Consider the following 17,867-nt stretch of genomic DNA (forward strand, 5'->3'; position numbering starts at 1 on the left):
ATCGCCGCCCGCTCCGTTTGAAACTGGCCGCGAGCCCACCCCCGGCCCCTCCCGCGTGCGGGAGGGGAGATACGTCTTCTGCTCCCCTCCCGCTTGCGGGAGGGGTCGGGGGAGGGCATGCTCCAAGGGCAGCGCGACGGGCAGGCCCTCCCCTACCCCCTCCCGCCAGCGGGAGGGGAACGATGACACTGAAACGCATCCCATTATCCCCCGGAGTCGACCTGGACGTCGCGATCAGCGGAGACCCCACGAACCCGCCCGTCATTCTCCTCCACGGCTTCCCCGAATCGCACCGCACCTGGCGCGCCATCGCCCCGGACCTCGCCCGCGACCATTACGTGATCGCCCCCGACCAGCGCGGCTTCGCGCGCTCCTCCAAACCCGAGGGCGTCGACAGCTACACCCCCGACAAGATCGTCGCAGACCTGATCGCGCTCGCCGATCACCTGGAGATCGACCGCTTCACACTGGTCGGCCACGACTGGGGCGGCGCGGTCGCGTGGATGGCCGCGCTGCGCCACCCCGAGCGCATCGGCAGGCTCGTCATCATCAACGCCCCCCACCCGCTCGTCTTCCAGCGCACCATGTTCGACGACCTCGAACAACGCGCCGCCAGCCAGTATATCCGCGCCTTCCGCAACCCCGATCTCGAAAAGCATATCGAGTCGATCGGGCTCGAAACCTTCTTCGACACCAGTTTTTCGAAGCACGCCGATCTCGCTGCGATGGCCGAGGACAAGGCCGCCTATCTCGATGAATGGGGCCAGCCCGGCGCGATCACCGGCATGCTCAACTGGTACCGCGCGAGCGCGATCGTCGTTCCCGAAATGGACGAGACGCCGCCCCGCCCCGCCTTCCTCGATGCACCGTTCCCGCCGACCAGGATGCCGGTGCTGGTGATCTGGGGAATGCAGGACAGCGCGCTGCTCCCGAGCCAGCTCGACCTAGCCGATTACGTGCCCGACCTGACGATCGAAAAGATCGATGCGGGGCATTTCGTGCCGTGGCAGAAGCCCGACGCTGTGATCGCCGCGATGCGCCGCTGGGGTGTCTGAGCACTCTTCCAATCCTCCCCCGCAAGGGGGAGGTGGCGCCGAGGGCGTCGGAGGGGGAGGACGCGGAACAGAGGTTGCCCTAACCGCCCCCTCCGTCTGGCAAGCGCCAGCCACCTCCCCCTGGCGGGGGAGGATCAAGACATTGCCGCTGATCCGTATTCGACCGTGCCTTCGCCACCTGTCTGAATCCTGACCAGCGCATTCTGTGATCGTTCAGCGGCGCTGGAGCAAAAGCCCGTCCATGCCGTTGATCCGGCGTCGATACAGGAGAGCAATCATGCGTAAAATGATCCTTGCGGCCGTAGCCGCCGCCACCCTCGTCCCCACCTTCGCGACCGCGCAGAGCTATGGCGAAGTCCGCCGCGACCAGCGCGAGATCCGCGAGAGCCGTCGCGACCTCGATCGCGCCCGCCGTTACGGTGACCGCGGCGACGTCCGCGAAGCCCGCCAGGAACTGCGCGAGGATCGCCGCGAGGCGCGCGAGGACTGGCGCGACTATCGCCGTACGCACGGCAACCTCTATCGCCGCCCGGCCTATGCCGGCCCGCGCGGCTATCGCTATCGCCCGGTGAGCGTCGGCTACCGGTTCGCGCCCGAATATTACGGCCGCAACTATTGGGTGAACGACTACCAGACCTATCGCCTGTCGCGCCCGGCCTACGGCTATCAGCGCTGGGTCCGCTACGGCCGCGACGTCGTCCTCGTCGACACGCGCAACGGCCGCGTCGCACAGGTCAACAACGGCTTCTTCTACTAAGACCTTCTACCAAGTTTGGGCGGCCCGGGAGCGATCCCGGGCCGCTCGCGTATCCGACGCCTCAGTCCTTCTCGTAGGCGCCACGTCGCATGACGTAGTCCCGCGTCTCGTACGGCGCCGAGAGCCCTTCGACCCAGGCGCCATGCGCATGTGTCAGCGCGACCAGTTCCATCGGCCGTTCGCCCGGCCAGCCGCGTACGCGGACCTCGTGGCGGTGCAGATCGCGGTTCGGCTCCATCATCACCCAGCCGAGCGGTCGCTCCACCGTCGCGCGCGCGCCCGCTGCGTCCATCGCGACCCGGATCCGCTCGCGGGAGGTCGCGGGCAGATACTGCCACACCACCGAATGCATCAGCACGCGCGTAACGCCGTCGGGCTGCGGTTCGGCCAACCGAGCCTCGACCCAGTCCGCCGCATCGCCTTCCGCCAGATCGACGCCGCCGTCGCGCACCATCGTAATCGCCGCAGCCAGCCGCGCCTGCCGCTCGACCGCGTCGACCCAGACATACGCCTCGAGCCGCGCCGCTGCGGCCGGATCGGCGACGTCGACCGGGTGGATATCGACGCCGCGTGTCGACTCGATCTCGACCGGAGCGCCTGGCGGCGGTGTACCCCGCCATTCGGGGTGGATGGTCACAGGCGACGCCGATGGCCCGACATCCACACCGCCAAGGTCGAACCGATAGCGATCGATCAGCAGATTGAGTCCCGCGCTCGAGCCGATCTCCAGCACCTCGAACCGCGGCCCGTACCGCTCGGCCAGATGCAATATGCCGGTCATCATCCCGGCGGACCGCGCCGCCTCGTTGGTCTGCGGCGGTCCGTCGAGCCACGGCAGCAACGCCGCATCCTGTGCGACGAGCGTTGCCTTTAGTATCGCGACGATCCGCGCCGGGTCGGTTTCTACGCCGGCGAATACGGCAGCAAGCTCCGGATCGACGCCCGCGCGATGCAGCGCGTGCAGTCCACCCACCAGCCGTAACGCCAAGGCATCCGCGACCGGCTCGCCCGACCAGTCGAGCACCCGCCGCCCCGTCTCGCTGTCTCGATCGAGCGCGTCCGCCAGCGCGCCGCAAACCCGCGCCGTGATCGGCGCGTCCATCGCGGCGCAATACCCCGCCTGGATTCCGAACGCGGAGCAACTTGCCATTACATTTGCCATACGCACGTTGTTGCACCCGCCATGCCCCCCCCGTAAAGCCCGGCGCGTGCCAGAGTCCCAGATCATCATCGCCGTCCCCAAGGGACGTATCCTCGCCGAGGCCCTGCCTTTGCTCGCGCGCGCCGGGGTGCATCCCGAAGCGTCGTTCTCGGACGAAAATTCGCGTGCGTTGCGCTTTGCGACCAACGATCCTGCGATTTCGCTGATCCGGGTGCGCGCGTTCGACGTCGCTACCTTCGTCGCGCACGGGGCGGCGCAATTCGGCATCGTCGGGTCGGACGTGATCGCGGAGTTCGGGTATTCGGAACTGTACGCACCGGTCGATCTGGGCATCGGCCATTGCCGGCTGTCAGTCGCCGAGCCTGCCGAGATGGCGGCGCGGGACGATCCGCGCGGCTGGAGCCATGTTCGGGTCGCGACCAAATATCCGCATGTTACCGCGGCGCATTTTGCCAGCCGTGGCGTGCAGGCGGAGTGCGTGAAGCTCAATGGCGCGATGGAGTTGGCGCCGACCTTGGGATTGGCGCCGCGGATCGTCGATCTCGTTTCGTCGGGGCGGACGTTGCTGGAAAACGGACTGGTCGAGGTCGAGACGATCATGGAGGTCACCAGCCGCCTGGTGGTCAACCGCGCCGCGATGAAGACGCGTGCCCGGGTGGTGCCGCTGGTCGAGGCTTTCCGTCGCGCGGTCGATGCGCAGGAGATGGCAGCATGAGCGCGCTGTTCTGCTCCCCTTCCCGCATGCGGGAAGAGGTCGGGGGTTGGGCTCGCGCTATCCTCAGCCGTAATGCCCGCGGTGAGCGCGTGCCCACCCCCAGCCCCTCCCGCTCGCGGGAGGGGGGCAAGTGATCCGCCTCTCTACCTCGGATGCGGACTTTGCAACGCGCTTCACCGTGCTGGTCGAGGACCGTCGCGAGTCCGATGCAGGCGTCACGCAGGACGTCGCCGCGATCATCGCGGCCGTCCGCCGCGACGGTGAAACCGCGATCCGCGACCTGACGCAGAAGCACGACCGCCACGACCTCGAAACCACCGGCTGGAAGATCGACGCTGCCGACTGCGAGGCCGCGTTCAAGGCGCTTGATCCGGACCTGCGCACCGCGCTCGAACTCGCCGCGACCCGCATCCGCGCGTATCACGAGAAACAGCGTCCACTCGACAGCGACTCGGTCGACTCCGCGGGTGTGAGGCTCGGCGCGCGCTGGCTCCCAGTTGACGCCGCTGGCATCTACGTCCCCGGTGGACGTGCCGCCTACCCTTCGTCGCTGCTAATGAATGCGATCCCCGCCAAGGTTGCGGGCGTCGGCCGTCTCGCGATGGTCACGCCGACTCCGGACGGCCAGATCAATCCGCTGGTCCTTGCCGCCGCGCACCTCGCCGGCGTCGATGAAGTGTGGCGCGTCGGTGGCGCGCAGGCTGTCGCCGCGCTTGCGTACGGCGCGGGCCGGGTCAAGCCGGTCGACGTCATCACCGGCCCCGGCAACGCCTGGGTCGCCGAGGCCAAGCGCCAGGTCTACGGCGTCGTCGGCATCGACATGGTCGCGGGTCCCTCGGAAATCGTCGTCGTGGCGGACGCGCTCAACGATCCCGAATGGACCGCCGCCGACCTGCTCAGCCAGGCCGAGCACGATGTGACCACGCAGTCGATCCTGTTCACGGACGATGCCGCGTTTGCCGACAAGGTCGCGGATGCCGTCGACCGCCAGTTGCGCGAGCTGGCTACGGAGGCGGTCGCGCGCGTTGCTTGGGAAACCAATGGGGCGATCGTGGTCGTCGACACGCTGGCGGACGCGATCCCGCTGGTCGACCGCCTTGCCGCCGAGCATCTCCAGCTGGCGATCCCCGATCCGCAGGAATTTTTCGACCGTATCCGCCATGCGGGTTCTGTATTCCTTGGCCGCTACACGCCTGAGGCGATCGGCGATTACGTCGCGGGGCCGAACCACGTCCTCCCGACGGGCCGTCGGGCGCGGTTTGCCTCTGGGTTGTCGGTGCTCGACTTCATGAAACGCACCAGTTTCCTTGCTCTGGACGAAGCCGCCTTGCGCGAACTCGGGCCTGCCACCGTCGCCCTCGCGAATGCCGAGGGCCTTCCCGCACACGCAAAATCAGTGGCTTTGCGGCTGCGGCTCAACAGTTAGTTTGGTTCACGCGGAGGCGCGGAGACGCGGAGGTATCGACCTCGCCGCGTAGCGGCCCTTCAATCACTAGCGGATGAGGAGATCGAAGCGGCTGCGCCGCACGCAACAGCTCCGCGCCTCCGCGTGAACAAACCTTCTTGCCGTTCCGTTCGAAACGCAAAGGGCTGACACACACGCGCCCCGCGCCTACAGGCAACCGCTTATGACTCGAACCGCCCCCCGCACCAAGGCGCGTGCCGCCGCTCGCCTCGCCGCCGTCCAAGCCACGTACCAGCACGAGATGGAGGGCACCGCGATGCCCGTCCTGCTCAACGAATTCCACCAGCACCGACTCGGCGCGACGATCGAAGACGTCGAATATGCCGAGGCCGACGTCGATTTCTTCGACGACCTGGTGTCCGGGGCCAACGCGCGCGCCGGCGAGATCGACGTGCTGATCGAGGGCAAGTTGGCCAAGGGCTGGACGCTCGCCCGCCTCGACAAGCCGATGAAGGCGATCATCCGCGTCGGGACCTATGAGTTGCTCGCGCGCCAGGACGTGCCGGTCGCGGCCGTGATCAGCGAATATGTCGACGTCGCGCACGCGTTCTACGACAAGCGCGAGTCGGGCTTCGTGAATGGGTTGCTCGACGGCATCGCGAAAGAGGTGCGGGCGTAATCTCCCTCTCCCCGAAGGGGAGAGGGAGCAGTTGGTGCCCCTCTTCCCGAAGGGGAGAGGGAGCAGTTGGTGCCCCTCTCCCCGGAGGGGAGAGGGAGCTAAGAATGACCGAAGCCGAGTTCATTGCGGCCTTACGCGAACTCCCGCTGCATCCTGCCGCGCGTAGCCTCAATGACGACACTGCGCTGCTCGACGCCGGCCCGCTCGTCGTCACCACCGACACGCTTGTCGAAGGCGTCCATTTCCTCCCGACCGATCCCGCGCAGGACGTCGCGTGGAAGCTGGTCGCGACCAACCTCTCCGACCTTGCCGCCAAAGGTGCGAAACCGGAAGGCATCCTCCTCAACTACCCGCTGGGCGACGACGCGTGGGATCGCGCGTTTCTCGAGGGGCTCGCCGACGTCCTGGCGACGTTCGACACGCGCATCATCGGCGGCGACACCGTCACGCTTCCCGCGAACGCCCCTCGCGTCCTGACCGTCACCGCGTTCGGGAGCGATGCCGCAGCGCCCGCCCGTAGCGGCGCACGTGAAGGCGACGCGCTCTACGTCACCGGCACGATTGGCGATGCGGGCGCGGGGCTCGCTATCGCGCTTGCAAAACAAGGCCCGGCCGAGCTCCTCGCTGCCTATCGCCGTCCGCAGCCGCGGCTCGCCGACGGGCGCATCCTGGCCCCGCATGTCCGTGCGATGATGGATGTGTCCGATGGCCTGCTGATCGACGCGTCCCGCATGGCGCGCGCCAGCGGCCTAGCCGTCACGATTGACCTCGCTCGGGTTCCGCTTTCCTGCGCCTATCGCACCTTCTCAGGCGACCGCCTCGCCGCAGCCACGGCGGGAGACGACTACCAACTCCTCTTCGCGGCGCCCGAAGAGTTCGTCACCGACGCCACCCGCATCGGCGCGTTCTCGAGCGGCTCAGGCCTTACCCTGCACGACGCGGGTGTACCCGTCCTGCTGCCGCCAAGTCTCGGCTACGAACACCGTCCGCGCGGATAGCTTGCGCAATGCCCCTGCACTGATAGGTTCCTTACATCGGGACTCGGCAAAGCCGGGACCGGAGAGGACCTGAAAAGAGGGATAGCGCCGTATGACGACCGTCTATTTGGCCATGATCTGCGGCGTGATCGCCGTCCTATATGGTTTCGTCACCAGTCGACAGGTGCTTGCCGCCTCCCCCGGCAACGAGAAGATGCAAGACATCGCCGCCGCCATCCAGGAAGGCGCGAAGGCGTATCTCGGACGGCAATACACCACGATCGCGATCGTCGGCGTGATCGTCGCGGCGATCCTTCTCTTCACGCTCGGCTATATCTCGACGGTCGGCTTCGTCATCGGCGCGCTGCTGTCGGGCGTCGCCGGCTATGTCGGCATGAACATCTCGGTCCGCGCCAACGTGCGCACTGCGGAAGCCGCGCGGACGTCGCTGCAGGCCGGGTTGACGATGGCGTTCCGATCGGGCGCGGTCACCGGCATGCTCGTGGCGGGTCTCGGCCTGCTCGCGATCAGCGCGTTCTTCTGGTACCTTACCGGCCCTGCAGGCCATGCCCCCAACGACCGGATCATCGTCGAGGCGCTGACCGCGCTCGCGTTCGGCGCGTCGCTGATCTCGATTTTCGCGCGATTGGGCGGCGGCATCTTCACCAAGGCGGCGGACGTCGGCGCGGATCTCGTCGGCAAGGTCGAGGCGGGCATCCCCGAGGACGACCCCCGCAACCCCGCCGTCATCGCGGACAACGTCGGCGACAATGTCGGCGATTGCGCGGGCATGGCGGCGGATCTGTTCGAGACCTACGTCGTCACCTTGGGTGTGACGATGATCTCGATCGCGCTGCTGATCCAGGCGAGCGGCGCCGAGCTGATGCGGCTGATGACGCTCCCGCTGCTCGTCGGCGGCGTGTGCATCGTCACCTCGATCATCGGTACGTACATGGTGCGGCTCGGTGGGGGCAGCATCATGGGGGCGCTGTACAAGGGCTTCTTCACCTCGACGATCCTGTCGATCCCGGCGATCTATCTCGCGACGCAGTACGTGCTCGGCGACCTCCACCGCGTGATCGGTGGCGCGGGGTTCCTCGATCCCGCGAGCGACGATCTCACGACGCAGGCCGCACCGTCGCTGACGCAGAGCTTCACCGGCATGGACCTGTTCTGGTCGATGATGATCGGGCTCGTCGTGACTGGGCTGATCGTGTGGATCACCGAATACTACACCGGCACCAACCACCGCCCGGTCCAGTCGATCGCGAAGGCATCCGAGACCGGCCACGGTACCAACGTCATCCAGGGCCTCGCGATCAGCCTCGAATCCACCGCGCTGCCGACGCTGGTCATCGTCGTCGCGGTGATCGTCGCGTACCAGCTGGCCGGGATCATCGGCATTGCGTTTGCGGCAACGGCGATGCTCGCGCAGGCCGGCATGGTCGTCGCGCTCGACGCCTACGGCCCGGTCACCGACAACGCAGGCGGGATCGCCGAGATGGCCGGGCTGCCCGACGACGTCCGGCAGAGGACCGATGCGCTCGACGCGGTCGGTAACACTACCAAGGCGGTCACCAAGGGCTATGCGATCGGCTCGGCCGGGCTCGCCGCGCTGGTGCTGTTCGGCGCCTACACTACCGATCTTGCTACGTACTTCCCCGACGTCACGGTCGATTTCAGCCTCAGCAACCCGTACGTCATCGTCGGCCTGCTGCTCGGCGCGCTGCTCCCGTACCTGTTCGGCGCGTTCGGCATGACCGCCGTCGGTCGCGCAGCCGGTGCGGTCGTCGAGGAGGTCCGCGAGCAGTTCCGCAACAATCCCGGCATCATGCTGGGCACGAGCCGCCCTGATTACGCACGGACGGTTGATCTCGTCACCAAGGCGGCAATCCGCGAGATGATCGTCCCGTCACTTCTTCCGGTCCTGAGCCCTCTCGCGGTGTATTTCATCATCACCGCAGTCGCGGGCCAGGCCGCCGGCTTCGCGTCGCTCGGCGCGATGTTGCTGGGCGTGATCGTCTCCGGGCTGTTCGTCGCGATCTCGATGACGAGCGGTGGCGGCGCGTGGGACAACGCCAAGAAATACATCGAGGACGGCCATCACGGCGGCAAGGGGTCCGAAGCGCACAAGGCCGCGATCACCGGCGACACCGTCGGCGATCCGTACAAGGATACTGCCGGCCCTGCGGTGAACCCGATGATCAAGATCACCAACATCGTCGCACTGCTGCTGCTCGCAGCTCTGGCCGGCGGCGGCGTGGGGTGAACTGAACTGGATCGCCGATCGGTCAGCTACGCTGGCCGCTCTGCGATCCATTCACTGCCCGGTGCTTCAATGTTTGCCATCCATTCCCGCGCGATAACAAGGCAGTGCGCCGCGCGCGCAATTTTCGCTCAGTCCGATCGACCTCGGCGCTGCACTGATCCGCTGCAGCCTCCTCTTGTGCCGGCTACCGAACGCGATACTCTGCGTAAACGGTCGTTGGGGAATGGCCGGGGGGGACTGATGATGACGTGGCGTATGGGTCTGCTGGCCGGTGCAATGATACCGGCGATCGCGGCGGCACAGACCGCGCCACCGCCGGCCGCCACGCCGAAGGCGAACGCCACGCTCTCGGACCGGGTGCCGGTCGAAACCTTTGCCAAACTGCCCGGCATCGCCAATCCGAAGCTATCGCCCGACGGCAGACGTATCGCCGCGAAGATGGCGATCGACGGCGTCCAGGTGCTGGTCGTCGCGCCGCTGTTTCCCGGTGGCAAGCTCACCGCAATCAAGGTCGGGGCGACGGTCGACATCAACTGGTGGCGCTGGGTTGGTGACGACTGGCTCGCGGTCGGCATCGGATCGCAGGACATGCTGTACGGCGAGGAGATCTACGTCACGCGCACGCTGGGCGTCAAAGCCGACATGACCAAAATCAACCGAATCGACTGGAAGAATTCGGGTGTCCGCGCGGACGAAATCCTGTGGGCGGCGCGCGACGGCACACCGCGTGTCCTGCTGTCGCGCCAGACCGGGATCGAAAGCGAAAGCCAATGGTATCCCTCGGTCTCCGAGGTGGATCTGTCGACCGGCAAGACCAAGACCGTCGCCGGCAGCCAGACGAACGTCTTTGACTGGTATGCCGATGGAGCAGGCGTCGTCCGGATGGGCTATCGGTACGAGGACGACACCCGCAAGGGCTCGCTTCTGTATCGCAGCGCCAATCGCGATCCGTTCAAGGTCATCGCATCGGCCCGCGGCAAGCAGGATATCGTCATCCCGCTGACGTTCCGCGCCGACGGCACGGCCATCGCGACGGACGATTCGGGCGGTCGCGACGAAGTGTTCGAGGTGTCGCTGCCCGATCTGAAGCTCGGCAAGAAGCTGTACGGCGCGGACGGCTACGACGTCGATGGCGTGGTCGAGAACGCGACTGGCGACGACATCGACGGTATCACCGTCACCGATCGCTTCGGCCATACCGTCTGGCTGAACCCCAAGCTGAAGGAAATCCAGGACTCGGTCGACAAGGCGGTCGGCGAGCGACGCGCGCGCATCGTGTCCTGGGATCGCACCCGGTCGAAGTTCCTGGTACAGGTCGGCTCGCCGTCGCAGGCGGGCGCGCTGTATTTCTACGACCCCGCGAACGGATCGATGCAGCGCTATTCCTGGCAGAACAACGATCTTAAGGCGCGGACGCTGTCGCCGGTATCGACGATCCGGTACAAGGCGCGCGACGGCGTCGAGATCGAGGCGCTGCTGACCCTGCCGCGAGGACACAGCCCGAAGAACCTGCCGCTGATCGTATTGCCGCATGGCGGCCCGTTCGCACGCGATTCGGAAGATTGGGACTGGTGGACTCAGTATCTGGCGGAAACCGGCTATGCCGTCGTCCAGCCCAATTACCGTGGATCATCGGGGTATGGCACCAGTTTCGCCAAGCTCGGCGAGGGGCAATGGGGCCTGAAGATGCAGGACGATCTCGACGATGCGATCACGCATCTGGCCAAGCAGGGCATCGCCGATCCGAAACGCGTCTGCATGGCGGGGGCGTCCTATGGCGGCTATGCGGCGATGCGCGCTGTGCAGCGGAACGGCACCGGCGACGCGGCGCTCTATCGGTGCGCGATCTCTTATGCCGGCGTGTCCGATCTGCAGGCGATGCAGCGCTATGACGGCAAGTTCCTGTACGGAAAGACTCGCGGCGACTGGCTGAAGAAGCAGGCGCCCGATTATCGCAGCGTCTCGCCGCGCTTTGGTGCGCAGACCTTCTCGATCCCCATCCTGATGCTGCACGGCAAGGAGGACAAGCGCGTGCCCGTGAAGCAATCGCGGATGATGGCAGCGGCACTCAAAGAGGCGGGCAAGCCGTTCGAGTATGTCGAACAACCGCTCGGCGATCATCATTTCACGCGTGGCGAGGACAGACTCGAGTTCCTGAAGGCAATGGGTGCATTCCTGACGAAGTATAATCCAGCATAACGCACGGATACTGCCCGCCAAAACTCCATAACGGAGCATATACGCCGACTGTGGATGCATCTTGTTTGGACGAACGCAGTTTTGTCTCCGCATCATCACCGAATGAGCAACCGTCCCGAGAATCACCTCTTCTACGGCGACAACCTCGCCGTCCTTCGCAAGGAGATCGCCGACGAGAGTGTCGACCTGATCTATCTGGACCCGCCGTTCAATTCGAACGCGAACTACGGCATCCTGTTCAAGGAACCCGACGGCAAGTCCTCCAACGCGCAGATCGAGGCGTTCGAAGACACCTGGCACTGGAACGAGACCGCCGAGGACGCCTTCGACCAAGTCGCGCGGAGCGGCAGCACCAAGGCGTTCGACCTGTTGAACGCGATGCGCGGGTTCCTCGGCGACAACGACATGATGGCGTATCTGGCGATGATGGCGGTCCGCCTGCTCGAGTTGCACCGCGTGCTGAAGCCGACCGGCAGCCTGTATCTCCACTGCGATCCGACCACGAGCCATTACCTAAAGCTCCTGCTCGACGCGATCTTCGGCAAGCGGCACTTCCAGAACGAGATTATTTGAAGCTATCGACGGTGGCCATCGATCTCGCATCGGTTCCAGCGGATGCACGACTGCCTGCTATTCTATACCAAGAGCGAGACAGGCAATCTGTTCAACACGCTCACTGGGCCGCAATCGCCGAGTTCGCTCAAGCGATGGAAAGGCGCGATGCAGAAGGTCACATTCATGCCCGACGGCACGCGGAATCCTACCCGGGAATCGGGTATCTCGCTGGGCGTCGCGATGAACGACGTCTGGGAGATCCCAATTATCGCGCCGGTCTCGAAGGAACGGCTCGGCTATCCGACGCAGAAGCCGGTAGCGCTGCTGGAGCGCATCATCGCCGCCTCGTCGAACGAGGGCGACGTGGTGCTCGACCCGTTCTGCGGCTGCGGCACGGCCGTGCACGCCGCGGAAAAGCTCAAGCGGCAATGGATCGGAATCGACGTCACGCATCTTGCCATTTCGCTGATCGAAAAGCGGATGAAGGACGCGTTTCCCGCCGTCACGTTCACCGTCGAGGGAACGCCGAAGGATCTCGCCTCCGCCTATGATCTGGCGTTGCGCGACAAATACCAGTTCCAGTGGTGGGCCGTCTCGATGGTCGACGCACTGCCGTACGGCGGCAGGAAGAAGGGCGCGGATGGCGGGATCGACGGGCTGATCTATTTCAACGACCATGACCAGGCGTCGGGCAAGATGGTGACGCACCGCGCGATCGTGTCGGTGAAGGGCGGCCTCAATCCCGACACTGCGATGGTCGAAACGCTCGCCGCGACGATCGCGCGCGAGAAGGCGCCGATCGGCATCTTGATCATGAATGCCAAGTCAACGCGCGAGATGGAGCGCCGTGCCGCTGCGGTCGGGATCTACCGCGCGGGTGTCGACGAGGCGTTCCCCAAGCTCCAGATCCTGACGCTCGCCGATCTGTTCCAGGGCAAGCGGCCACGCATCCCCAATGTCGACCGTGCCGCGTTCCGGCGCGCTGCGCGGGAAGCGACCGCACTCCAGCCGAGCTTGCTATGAGCCGCATGCCGCCGTCCGCTCGTCATTCCGCGGAGGCGGGAACCCGGACTGGCTAGCCTCGCGATAGATCGTGGACCGTAGAGGATATGGGCCCCCGTCTCCGCGGGGATGACTGAGCGGTAGCGGGACGGCAGAAGCGACGAGATCGGACGCCCTTGTTTCCACCGCGCGGAACGCCGATATCTCGTTCACGCGCGGGTATGGGCATCAGGCCTGTGACCGTGCGTCGGCCGTGCTTTCCTTTTTCGCGAACCTGCGGTAAGGGCGCTCGTCCCGAAATTCCCCCAATTCAGAGATTATATTTGGCCAAGGAAGAACTGCTCGAGATGCGCGGCCGCGTGGTGGAACTCCTCCCCAACGCGATGTTCCGGGTTCAGCTCGAAAACGACCACGAGATTCTCGGTCATACCGCCGGCAAGATGCGCAAGAACCGCATCCGCGTGCTGGTCGGCGACGAGGTGCTGTGCGAACTCACGCCGTACGATCTGACCAAGGGTCGCATCACCTACCGCTTCAAGTAAAGCGCCACGCGCCGTTCGCGCGGCGCGTAGCCCAAAGATCGAGGCACCAATGCTGGTCCTAGCCTCTTCCTCGCCCCGCCGCCGCGACCTGCTCGCGCGGCTCGGCGTCGTGCCGTCGCGCGTGGAATCCCCCGACATCGACGAGAACCCGCGCAAGGCTGAACCGCCCCGCGCCTATGCACTGCGCCTCGCCGTCGAAAAGGCCAGCGCCGTTGCGCGTGCCGAGGGTGAGATCGTGCTAGCCGGCGACACGACGATCGCGCTGGGCAGCCGTATCCTGCCGCCCGCCGACACGATCAAAATCCAGCGCGATCTGCTTGGCAAGCTATCGGGTCGACGTCACCATTGCCTGTCCGCGGTCTGCGTGATCGACGCGGCCGGCAAGGTGCGGACACGGATCGCCGACACGATCGTCGCGTTCAAGCCGCTCTCGCCTGCCGAGATCGACGATTATCTCGCGTGCGGCGAAGGTCTCTGCAAGGCCGGCGGCTATGCGATCCAGGGCCGCGCGGAGGCGTTCGTTCGCTTCCTGTCGGGGAGCCATTCAGGCGTTGTCGGTTTGCCCCTGTTCGAGACGCGGGCGCTGTTGAAGACCGCTGGCGTCGCACTTGCCTGATACGGGGCCTGCATGGCTCTACGAGGCCGGTATCGGCGAAGCGCGCGCCGCGCTGGTGGACGATGATCAGATTGTCGAAGCTGCGATCGAACTCGACACTGAGGCGCTGAAGGTCGGCCTCATCGCACGTGCGCGGCTCGTCGAACTGCTGCCGGGCCGCCGCGGTCGCGTCACGCTCGACGGCGGCGAGGCGCTGATCAACCACCTCCCCCCCGGCATCACGCAGGGCGCCAGCCTTACCGTCGAGATCGTCCGAGAAGCCCTCCCCGAAGCGGGTCGTGCGAAGCTCGCCAAGGCCGTCCCCAGCTACCTGCCGCCCTGCCCCGCCCCGACGCTGTACGAGCGCCTCGTGGTGACCGGCCTACCTGTCCTGAGCCCCCGCTCCCACGAAACTGACGCGCTGGAAGCGGCGGGCTGGTCCGAACTGCTCGACGAAGCAGTGAGTGGCGAGATCGTATTTCCACTCGGCGCGCTCCGCCTGTCACCGACGCCGGCGATGACGCTGTTCGACGTCGACGGCGCACCGCCGCTGGACACGCTCGCGATCGCCGCCGCGCATGCCGTGGCGCGGGCGATACGCCGACACGGCATCGGCGGCTCGATCGGGATCGATTTCCCGACCATCGGCGGCAAGGCGCAACGCAATGCCGTCGCCGCCGCGATCGACGAATCGTTGCCACAGCCGTTCGAGCGGACCGCGATGAACGGGTTTGGGTTCCTGCAGATCGTCCGGCCCCGCCCGCGCGCGTCGATCCCTGAGATCCTCCGCGCTGATCCGGTAGGTGCAACGGCCCGCGCGACACTCCGCACGCTCGAACGCACCCCGCCGACCGCCTCGCGCCGTCATACCCTGCCCGCAACCGTCCACGCGCGCCTCATGGCGCGTCCCGCGTGGCTGGCGGAACTCTCGCGCCGCACGGGCGTCGTCCACGAACTGGAGAGCGCCTAATGCCTATCAAATGCCCGATCTGCGACCAGCCCGCGGTGCCCGAATACAAGCCGTTCTGCTCGAGCCGGCACCGCGACCGCGACCTGTTGCAGTGGCTCGGCGAAGGCTATCGCATTCCCGGCCGCGCAATCTCGCAAACGGGGCTGGACAGCGCCGAAGACCCCGACTAAACGCGCCCTTCCGATCGCAAGGTCGGACGCTTCTCCGGTCCCCGACCGGACGTGCCCGGATAGCTCAGTTGGTAGAGCATGCGACTGAAAATCGCAGTGTCGGCGGTTCGACCCCGTCTCCGGGCACCATTTTCTCACCTGATGATCAGCGCTGCGGTCTTGCTCTCGGAGGCACGCATAATGCTGCCCAAAATCCGTTCGTGCTGAGCGAAGTCGAAGCACTTTCGCTTGGGGCACACCCTTCGACTTCGCTCAGGGCGAACGGAGGGAGTCTCGAACGGAATTGGGGGGTATCCCTCTGATGGGGAGCCTTTAGCGGCGGATCCGGGTGACGTGACCCATCTTACGCCCAGGCCGCGCTGTGCCCTTGCCGTACAGGTGGAGATGCGCGCCGGGCTCGGCGAGCAGCTCCGCCCAGCGGTCCGAATCGTCGCCGATCAGGTTTTCCATCGTCGCCTCACGCCCGGTCAGCGTCGTCGCGCCAAGCGGCAGGCCGCAGATCGCACGGATGTGGTTTTCGAATTGCGAGCATTCGGCGCCTTCGATCGTCCAATGGCCGGAATTGTGTACGCGGGGGGCCATCTCGTTGAAGACCGAGCCGTCGGCGCCGACGAAGAACTCGCAGGCCAGCACGCCGACATAGTCGAGTTCGGCAGCGATTCGTTCGGCTAGGGCGGCGGCTTCGTCGGCCTGGGCCAGTACCTCGGCGGGTGCGGGCACCGTGGAATGCCGGAGGATCGCATCGCGGTGGACGTTGAGCGGCGGGTCGTAGCGCGCGATGCTGCCGTCGAGGCCGCGGGCGATCAGGATCGAGAACTCGTGCTCGAACGGTACGAAGGCTTCGAGCACCGCGGGACCGCCGATCGTGTCCCAGGCGGCCTGCGCGCCTTCGGGCGTGTCGATCTTGACCTGCCCCTTGCCGTCATAGCCGAAGCGGGCGGTCTTGAGGATGGCGGGGGTGCCGATCGCTTTCAGGCCCGCCTCCAGGCTATCGAGGCTGTCGACCGCGGCCCAGAGCGCCGGACGGCCGCCGACGCTCTCCACGAAGCGTTTTTCGCCGATCCGTTCCTGTGCGACGCGGAGCGCGCGGGGGCTCGGGTGAACGGGGACGCGGTCTGCGAGCCATTCCACGGGCTCGACCGCGATGTTCTCGAACTCGTAGGTGATGACGTCGCAGGCGTCGGCGAAGTCGGCGAGGACGATGCGGTTGTGATAGTCGGCGCGCGTCATGGTCGAGGCGGACTGCGCGGCGACGCTCTCCTGGTCGGGCGCGAGGACGTGCGTGTGATAACCGAGCTGTGCCGCGGCGGTCGCGAGCATGCGGCCGAGCTGGCCTCCGCCGAGGATGCCGATGGTCGATCCGGGGGGAAGCGGCGTCATGTCAGCGTCTTTCAGGCTATCGTCTTCAAGCGGGGTCGGTGGCGACGGCGTCGGTCTGTGCGGCGCGCCAGGCTTTGAGGCGTTCGGCGAGCGCGTCGTCGGAGGTGGCGAGGATCGCGGCGGCGAGCAGGCCGGCGTTGATCGCGCCGGGCTTGCCTATGGCCAGCGTGCCGACCGGGATGCCGCCGGGCATCTGGACGATCGAGAGCAGGCTATCCATGCCCTTGAGCGCCTTCGATTCGACGGGGACACCAAGCACCGGGAGATGCGTCATCGAGGCGGCCATGCCGGGGAGATGCGCCGCGCCGCCTGCACCGGCGATCACCACCTTGAGGCCGCGGTCGGCGGCAGTCGTCGCATAGTCGTAGAGGCGTTGGGGCGTGCGATGCGCGGAGACGACCTTGGTCTCGTAGGCGACGTCGAGCGCATCGAGCGTCTCGGCGGCGTGGCGCATCGTCTCCCAATCGGAGGTGCTGCCCATGATGATGCCGACTAGAGCCACGATCGCCCCCTGGTTCAAGGAGCGCCGTGCCTAGCGACGTGGGGGGGCTAGGGCAATGTTGTTGGTGCACTGCTCCCCTCCCTGGAAGGGAGGGGTTGGGGGTGGGTTGGCTACTTGGCAACCACGACGTCCGCCAACCGGCCGCCCCACCCCCGGCCCCTCCCTTCCAGGGAGGGGGAAGTAGAGGCGCGGTGTCAGCGCTCGCTGAGGTAGTAGCGGTCCGTGGCGTTCAGGTCGGCGTCGAGTTCGTAGACGATCGGCTGGCCGGTCGGGATCTCGAGGCTGGTGATCTCGTCGTCGGGGATGTTCGAGAGGTGCTTGACCAGCGCGCGGAGCGAGTTGCCGTGCGCGGAGATCAGGATGCGCTGGCCGTCCTTGAGCGCGGGGGCGATGCGCTCGTCCCAATAGGGGAGGACGCGCGCGATGGTGTCCTTGAGGCTCTCGGTCTTGGGGATGGCGATGCCATCGTAGCGCCGGTCCTTGGACAGGTCGAATTCGCTACCGTCGTCGAGCACGGGCGGCGGGACGTCGAAGCTGCGGCGCCAGATGTGAACCTGCGCGTCGCCGTGCTTGGCCGCGGTCTCGGCCTTGTCGAGGCCGGTGAGGCCACCATAGTGACGCTCGTTGAGACGCCAGTCCTTCTCGACCGGGAGCCAGAGGCGGCCCATCGCCTCCAGCGCGATGTTGAGCGTCTTGATCGCACGGGTCTGAAGGCTGACGAAGGTCTGGTCGAAGTCGAGGCCCTTGGCGGCCATCAGCTCGCCTGCGGCCTTGGCCTCGGCCTCACCCTTGGCGGTCATGTCGACGTCCCACCAGCCGGTGAAGCGGTTCTCGAGGTTCCAGGTGGACTGGCCGTGGCGGATCAGGACTAGTGTCGGCATTCGGGCTCCTGCGATGGCGGGACTGAACGGAAGGGTTCAAAGGTTAGGATAA

Annotated in this window: 16 protein-coding genes, 1 tRNA gene and 1 pseudogene; 14 read left to right on the forward strand and 4 right to left on the reverse strand. The window is 66.3% G+C overall.

Going from position 1 to position 17,867, the window contains the following annotated elements; translation table 11 throughout:
- The first annotated feature begins 182 nt into the window (after window positions 1-182).
- Complete coding sequence (locus C8J39_RS12020) at window positions 183-1,055, forward strand: alpha/beta fold hydrolase (protein WP_120300702.1); 873 nt, start codon at window positions 183-185, stop codon at window positions 1,053-1,055.
- 277 nt (window positions 1,056-1,332) lie between these two features.
- Entirely contained in the window at window positions 1,333-1,812 is a 480-nt protein-coding gene (locus tag C8J39_RS12025; protein ID WP_120300703.1) for an RcnB family protein, read from the forward strand.
- Window positions 1,813-1,873: 61 nt separating this feature from the next.
- Here C8J39_RS12025 and C8J39_RS12030 read toward each other — a convergent pair whose 3' ends face one another.
- Window positions 1,874-2,974, reverse strand: coding sequence for a DUF2332 domain-containing protein (locus C8J39_RS12030; protein ID WP_120300704.1), 1,101 nt, complete (start codon window positions 2,972-2,974; stop codon window positions 1,874-1,876).
- A 46-nt stretch (window positions 2,975-3,020) separates the two neighbouring features.
- Between C8J39_RS12030 and hisG the strand changes: the two genes are divergently transcribed.
- The 12 genes and pseudogenes from hisG to C8J39_RS12090 all read left to right on the forward strand — a co-directional run bounded on the left by hisG (window position 3,021) and on the right by C8J39_RS12090 (window position 15,181).
- Window positions 3,021-3,689 carry an ATP phosphoribosyltransferase gene (gene hisG, locus C8J39_RS12035; RefSeq protein ID WP_183037990.1) on the forward strand — a complete coding sequence of 223 codons (669 nt, stop codon included), beginning with the start codon at window positions 3,021-3,023 and terminating at the stop codon, window positions 3,687-3,689.
- 130 nt (window positions 3,690-3,819) lie between these two features.
- Window positions 3,820-5,115, forward strand: a complete 1,296-nt coding sequence (gene hisD / locus C8J39_RS12040) for a histidinol dehydrogenase (protein ID WP_120300705.1) — start codon at window positions 3,820-3,822, stop codon at window positions 5,113-5,115.
- 202 nt (window positions 5,116-5,317) lie between these two features.
- The gene (gene nusB, locus C8J39_RS12045; protein WP_120300706.1) at window positions 5,318-5,773 is read left to right on the forward strand and encodes a transcription antitermination factor NusB; all 456 of its coding nucleotides are present in this window, start codon (window positions 5,318-5,320) and stop codon (window positions 5,771-5,773) included.
- 104 nt (window positions 5,774-5,877) lie between these two features.
- Window positions 5,878-6,771: a thiamine-phosphate kinase gene (thiL, locus tag C8J39_RS12050; RefSeq protein ID WP_120300707.1), complete on the forward strand. Its 894-nt coding sequence runs from the start codon at window positions 5,878-5,880 to the stop codon at window positions 6,769-6,771.
- A 91-nt stretch (window positions 6,772-6,862) separates the two neighbouring features.
- Window positions 6,863-9,019, forward strand: a complete 2,157-nt coding sequence (locus C8J39_RS12055) for a sodium-translocating pyrophosphatase (RefSeq protein ID WP_120300708.1) — start codon at window positions 6,863-6,865, stop codon at window positions 9,017-9,019.
- Window positions 9,020-9,259: 240 nt separating this feature from the next.
- Complete coding sequence (locus tag C8J39_RS12060; RefSeq protein WP_243650035.1) at window positions 9,260-11,218, forward strand: S9 family peptidase; 1,959 nt, start codon at window positions 9,260-9,262, stop codon at window positions 11,216-11,218.
- A 102-nt stretch (window positions 11,219-11,320) separates the two neighbouring features.
- Window positions 11,321-12,796, forward strand: a pseudogene (locus C8J39_RS12065) (DNA methyltransferase).
- Between the two features lie 302 nt (window positions 12,797-13,098).
- Window positions 13,099-13,317: a translation initiation factor IF-1 gene (gene infA, locus C8J39_RS12070; RefSeq protein WP_031441079.1), complete on the forward strand. Its 219-nt coding sequence runs from the start codon at window positions 13,099-13,101 to the stop codon at window positions 13,315-13,317.
- Window positions 13,318-13,366: 49 nt separating this feature from the next.
- Complete coding sequence (locus C8J39_RS12075; RefSeq protein WP_120300709.1) at window positions 13,367-13,933, forward strand: nucleoside triphosphate pyrophosphatase; 567 nt, start codon at window positions 13,367-13,369, stop codon at window positions 13,931-13,933.
- Entirely contained in the window at window positions 13,926-14,882 is a 957-nt protein-coding gene (locus C8J39_RS12080; RefSeq protein WP_120300710.1) for a ribonuclease, read from the forward strand. Before C8J39_RS12075 ends, C8J39_RS12080 begins: the two co-directional genes overlap by 8 nt.
- On the forward strand, window positions 14,882-15,052 hold the full coding sequence (locus C8J39_RS12085) for a DNA gyrase inhibitor YacG (protein WP_120300711.1): 171 nt from the start codon (window positions 14,882-14,884) through the stop codon (window positions 15,050-15,052). The genes C8J39_RS12080 and C8J39_RS12085 overlap by 1 nt, the downstream gene beginning before the upstream one ends.
- A 53-nt stretch (window positions 15,053-15,105) precedes the next feature.
- Window positions 15,106-15,181: transfer RNA gene (locus C8J39_RS12090), tRNA-Phe, on the forward strand.
- A gap of 183 nt (window positions 15,182-15,364) precedes the next feature.
- Here C8J39_RS12090 and C8J39_RS12095 read toward each other — a convergent pair.
- The 3 genes from C8J39_RS12095 to gpmA all read right to left on the reverse strand — a co-directional run bounded on the left by C8J39_RS12095 (window position 15,365) and on the right by gpmA (window position 17,815).
- On the reverse strand, window positions 15,365-16,432 hold the full coding sequence (locus C8J39_RS12095) for a 5-(carboxyamino)imidazole ribonucleotide synthase (protein WP_120300712.1): 1,068 nt from the start codon (window positions 16,430-16,432) through the stop codon (window positions 15,365-15,367).
- 25 nt (window positions 16,433-16,457) lie between these two features.
- Window positions 16,458-16,913: a 5-(carboxyamino)imidazole ribonucleotide mutase gene (gene purE / locus C8J39_RS12100; protein ID WP_120300935.1), complete on the reverse strand. Its 456-nt coding sequence runs from the start codon at window positions 16,911-16,913 to the stop codon at window positions 16,458-16,460.
- Between the two features lie 215 nt (window positions 16,914-17,128).
- Window positions 17,129-17,815, reverse strand: coding sequence for a 2,3-diphosphoglycerate-dependent phosphoglycerate mutase (gene gpmA / locus C8J39_RS12105; RefSeq protein WP_056063882.1), 687 nt, complete (start codon window positions 17,813-17,815; stop codon window positions 17,129-17,131).
- Window positions 17,816-17,867 lie beyond the last annotated feature (52 nt).

This window comes from Sphingomonas sp. PP-CC-1A-547 (assembly GCF_003610375.1).
Taxonomy (GTDB): domain Bacteria; phylum Pseudomonadota; class Alphaproteobacteria; order Sphingomonadales; family Sphingomonadaceae; genus Sphingomonas.

What these genes read in the sequence shown, in the direction of transcription:
- C8J39_RS12020 (WP_120300702.1), top strand. Translation starts at nt 183, where the DNA reads ATGACACTGAAACGCATCCCATTATCCCCCGGAGTCGACCTGGACGTC.
- C8J39_RS12025 (WP_120300703.1), top strand. Translation starts at nt 1,333, where the DNA reads ATGCGTAAAATGATCCTTGCGGCCGTAGCCGCCGCCACCCTCGTCCCC.
- C8J39_RS12030 (WP_120300704.1), bottom strand. Translation starts at nt 2,974, where the DNA reads ATGGCAAATGTAATGGCAAGTTGCTCCGCGTTCGGAATCCAGGCGGGG.
- nusB (WP_120300706.1), top strand. Translation starts at nt 5,318, where the DNA reads ATGACTCGAACCGCCCCCCGCACCAAGGCGCGTGCCGCCGCTCGCCTC.
- thiL (WP_120300707.1), top strand. Translation starts at nt 5,878, where the DNA reads ATGACCGAAGCCGAGTTCATTGCGGCCTTACGCGAACTCCCGCTGCAT.
- C8J39_RS12055 (WP_120300708.1), top strand. Translation starts at nt 6,863, where the DNA reads ATGACGACCGTCTATTTGGCCATGATCTGCGGCGTGATCGCCGTCCTA.
- C8J39_RS12060 (WP_243650035.1), top strand. Translation starts at nt 9,260, where the DNA reads ATGATGACGTGGCGTATGGGTCTGCTGGCCGGTGCAATGATACCGGCG.
- C8J39_RS12075 (WP_120300709.1), top strand. Translation starts at nt 13,367, where the DNA reads ATGCTGGTCCTAGCCTCTTCCTCGCCCCGCCGCCGCGACCTGCTCGCG.
- C8J39_RS12085 (WP_120300711.1), top strand. Translation starts at nt 14,882, where the DNA reads ATGCCTATCAAATGCCCGATCTGCGACCAGCCCGCGGTGCCCGAATAC.
- C8J39_RS12095 (WP_120300712.1), bottom strand. Translation starts at nt 16,432, where the DNA reads ATGACGCCGCTTCCCCCCGGATCGACCATCGGCATCCTCGGCGGAGGC.
- purE (WP_120300935.1), bottom strand. Translation starts at nt 16,913, where the DNA reads ATGGGCAGCACCTCCGATTGGGAGACGATGCGCCACGCCGCCGAGACG.
- gpmA (WP_056063882.1), bottom strand. Translation starts at nt 17,815, where the DNA reads ATGCCGACACTAGTCCTGATCCGCCACGGCCAGTCCACCTGGAACCTC.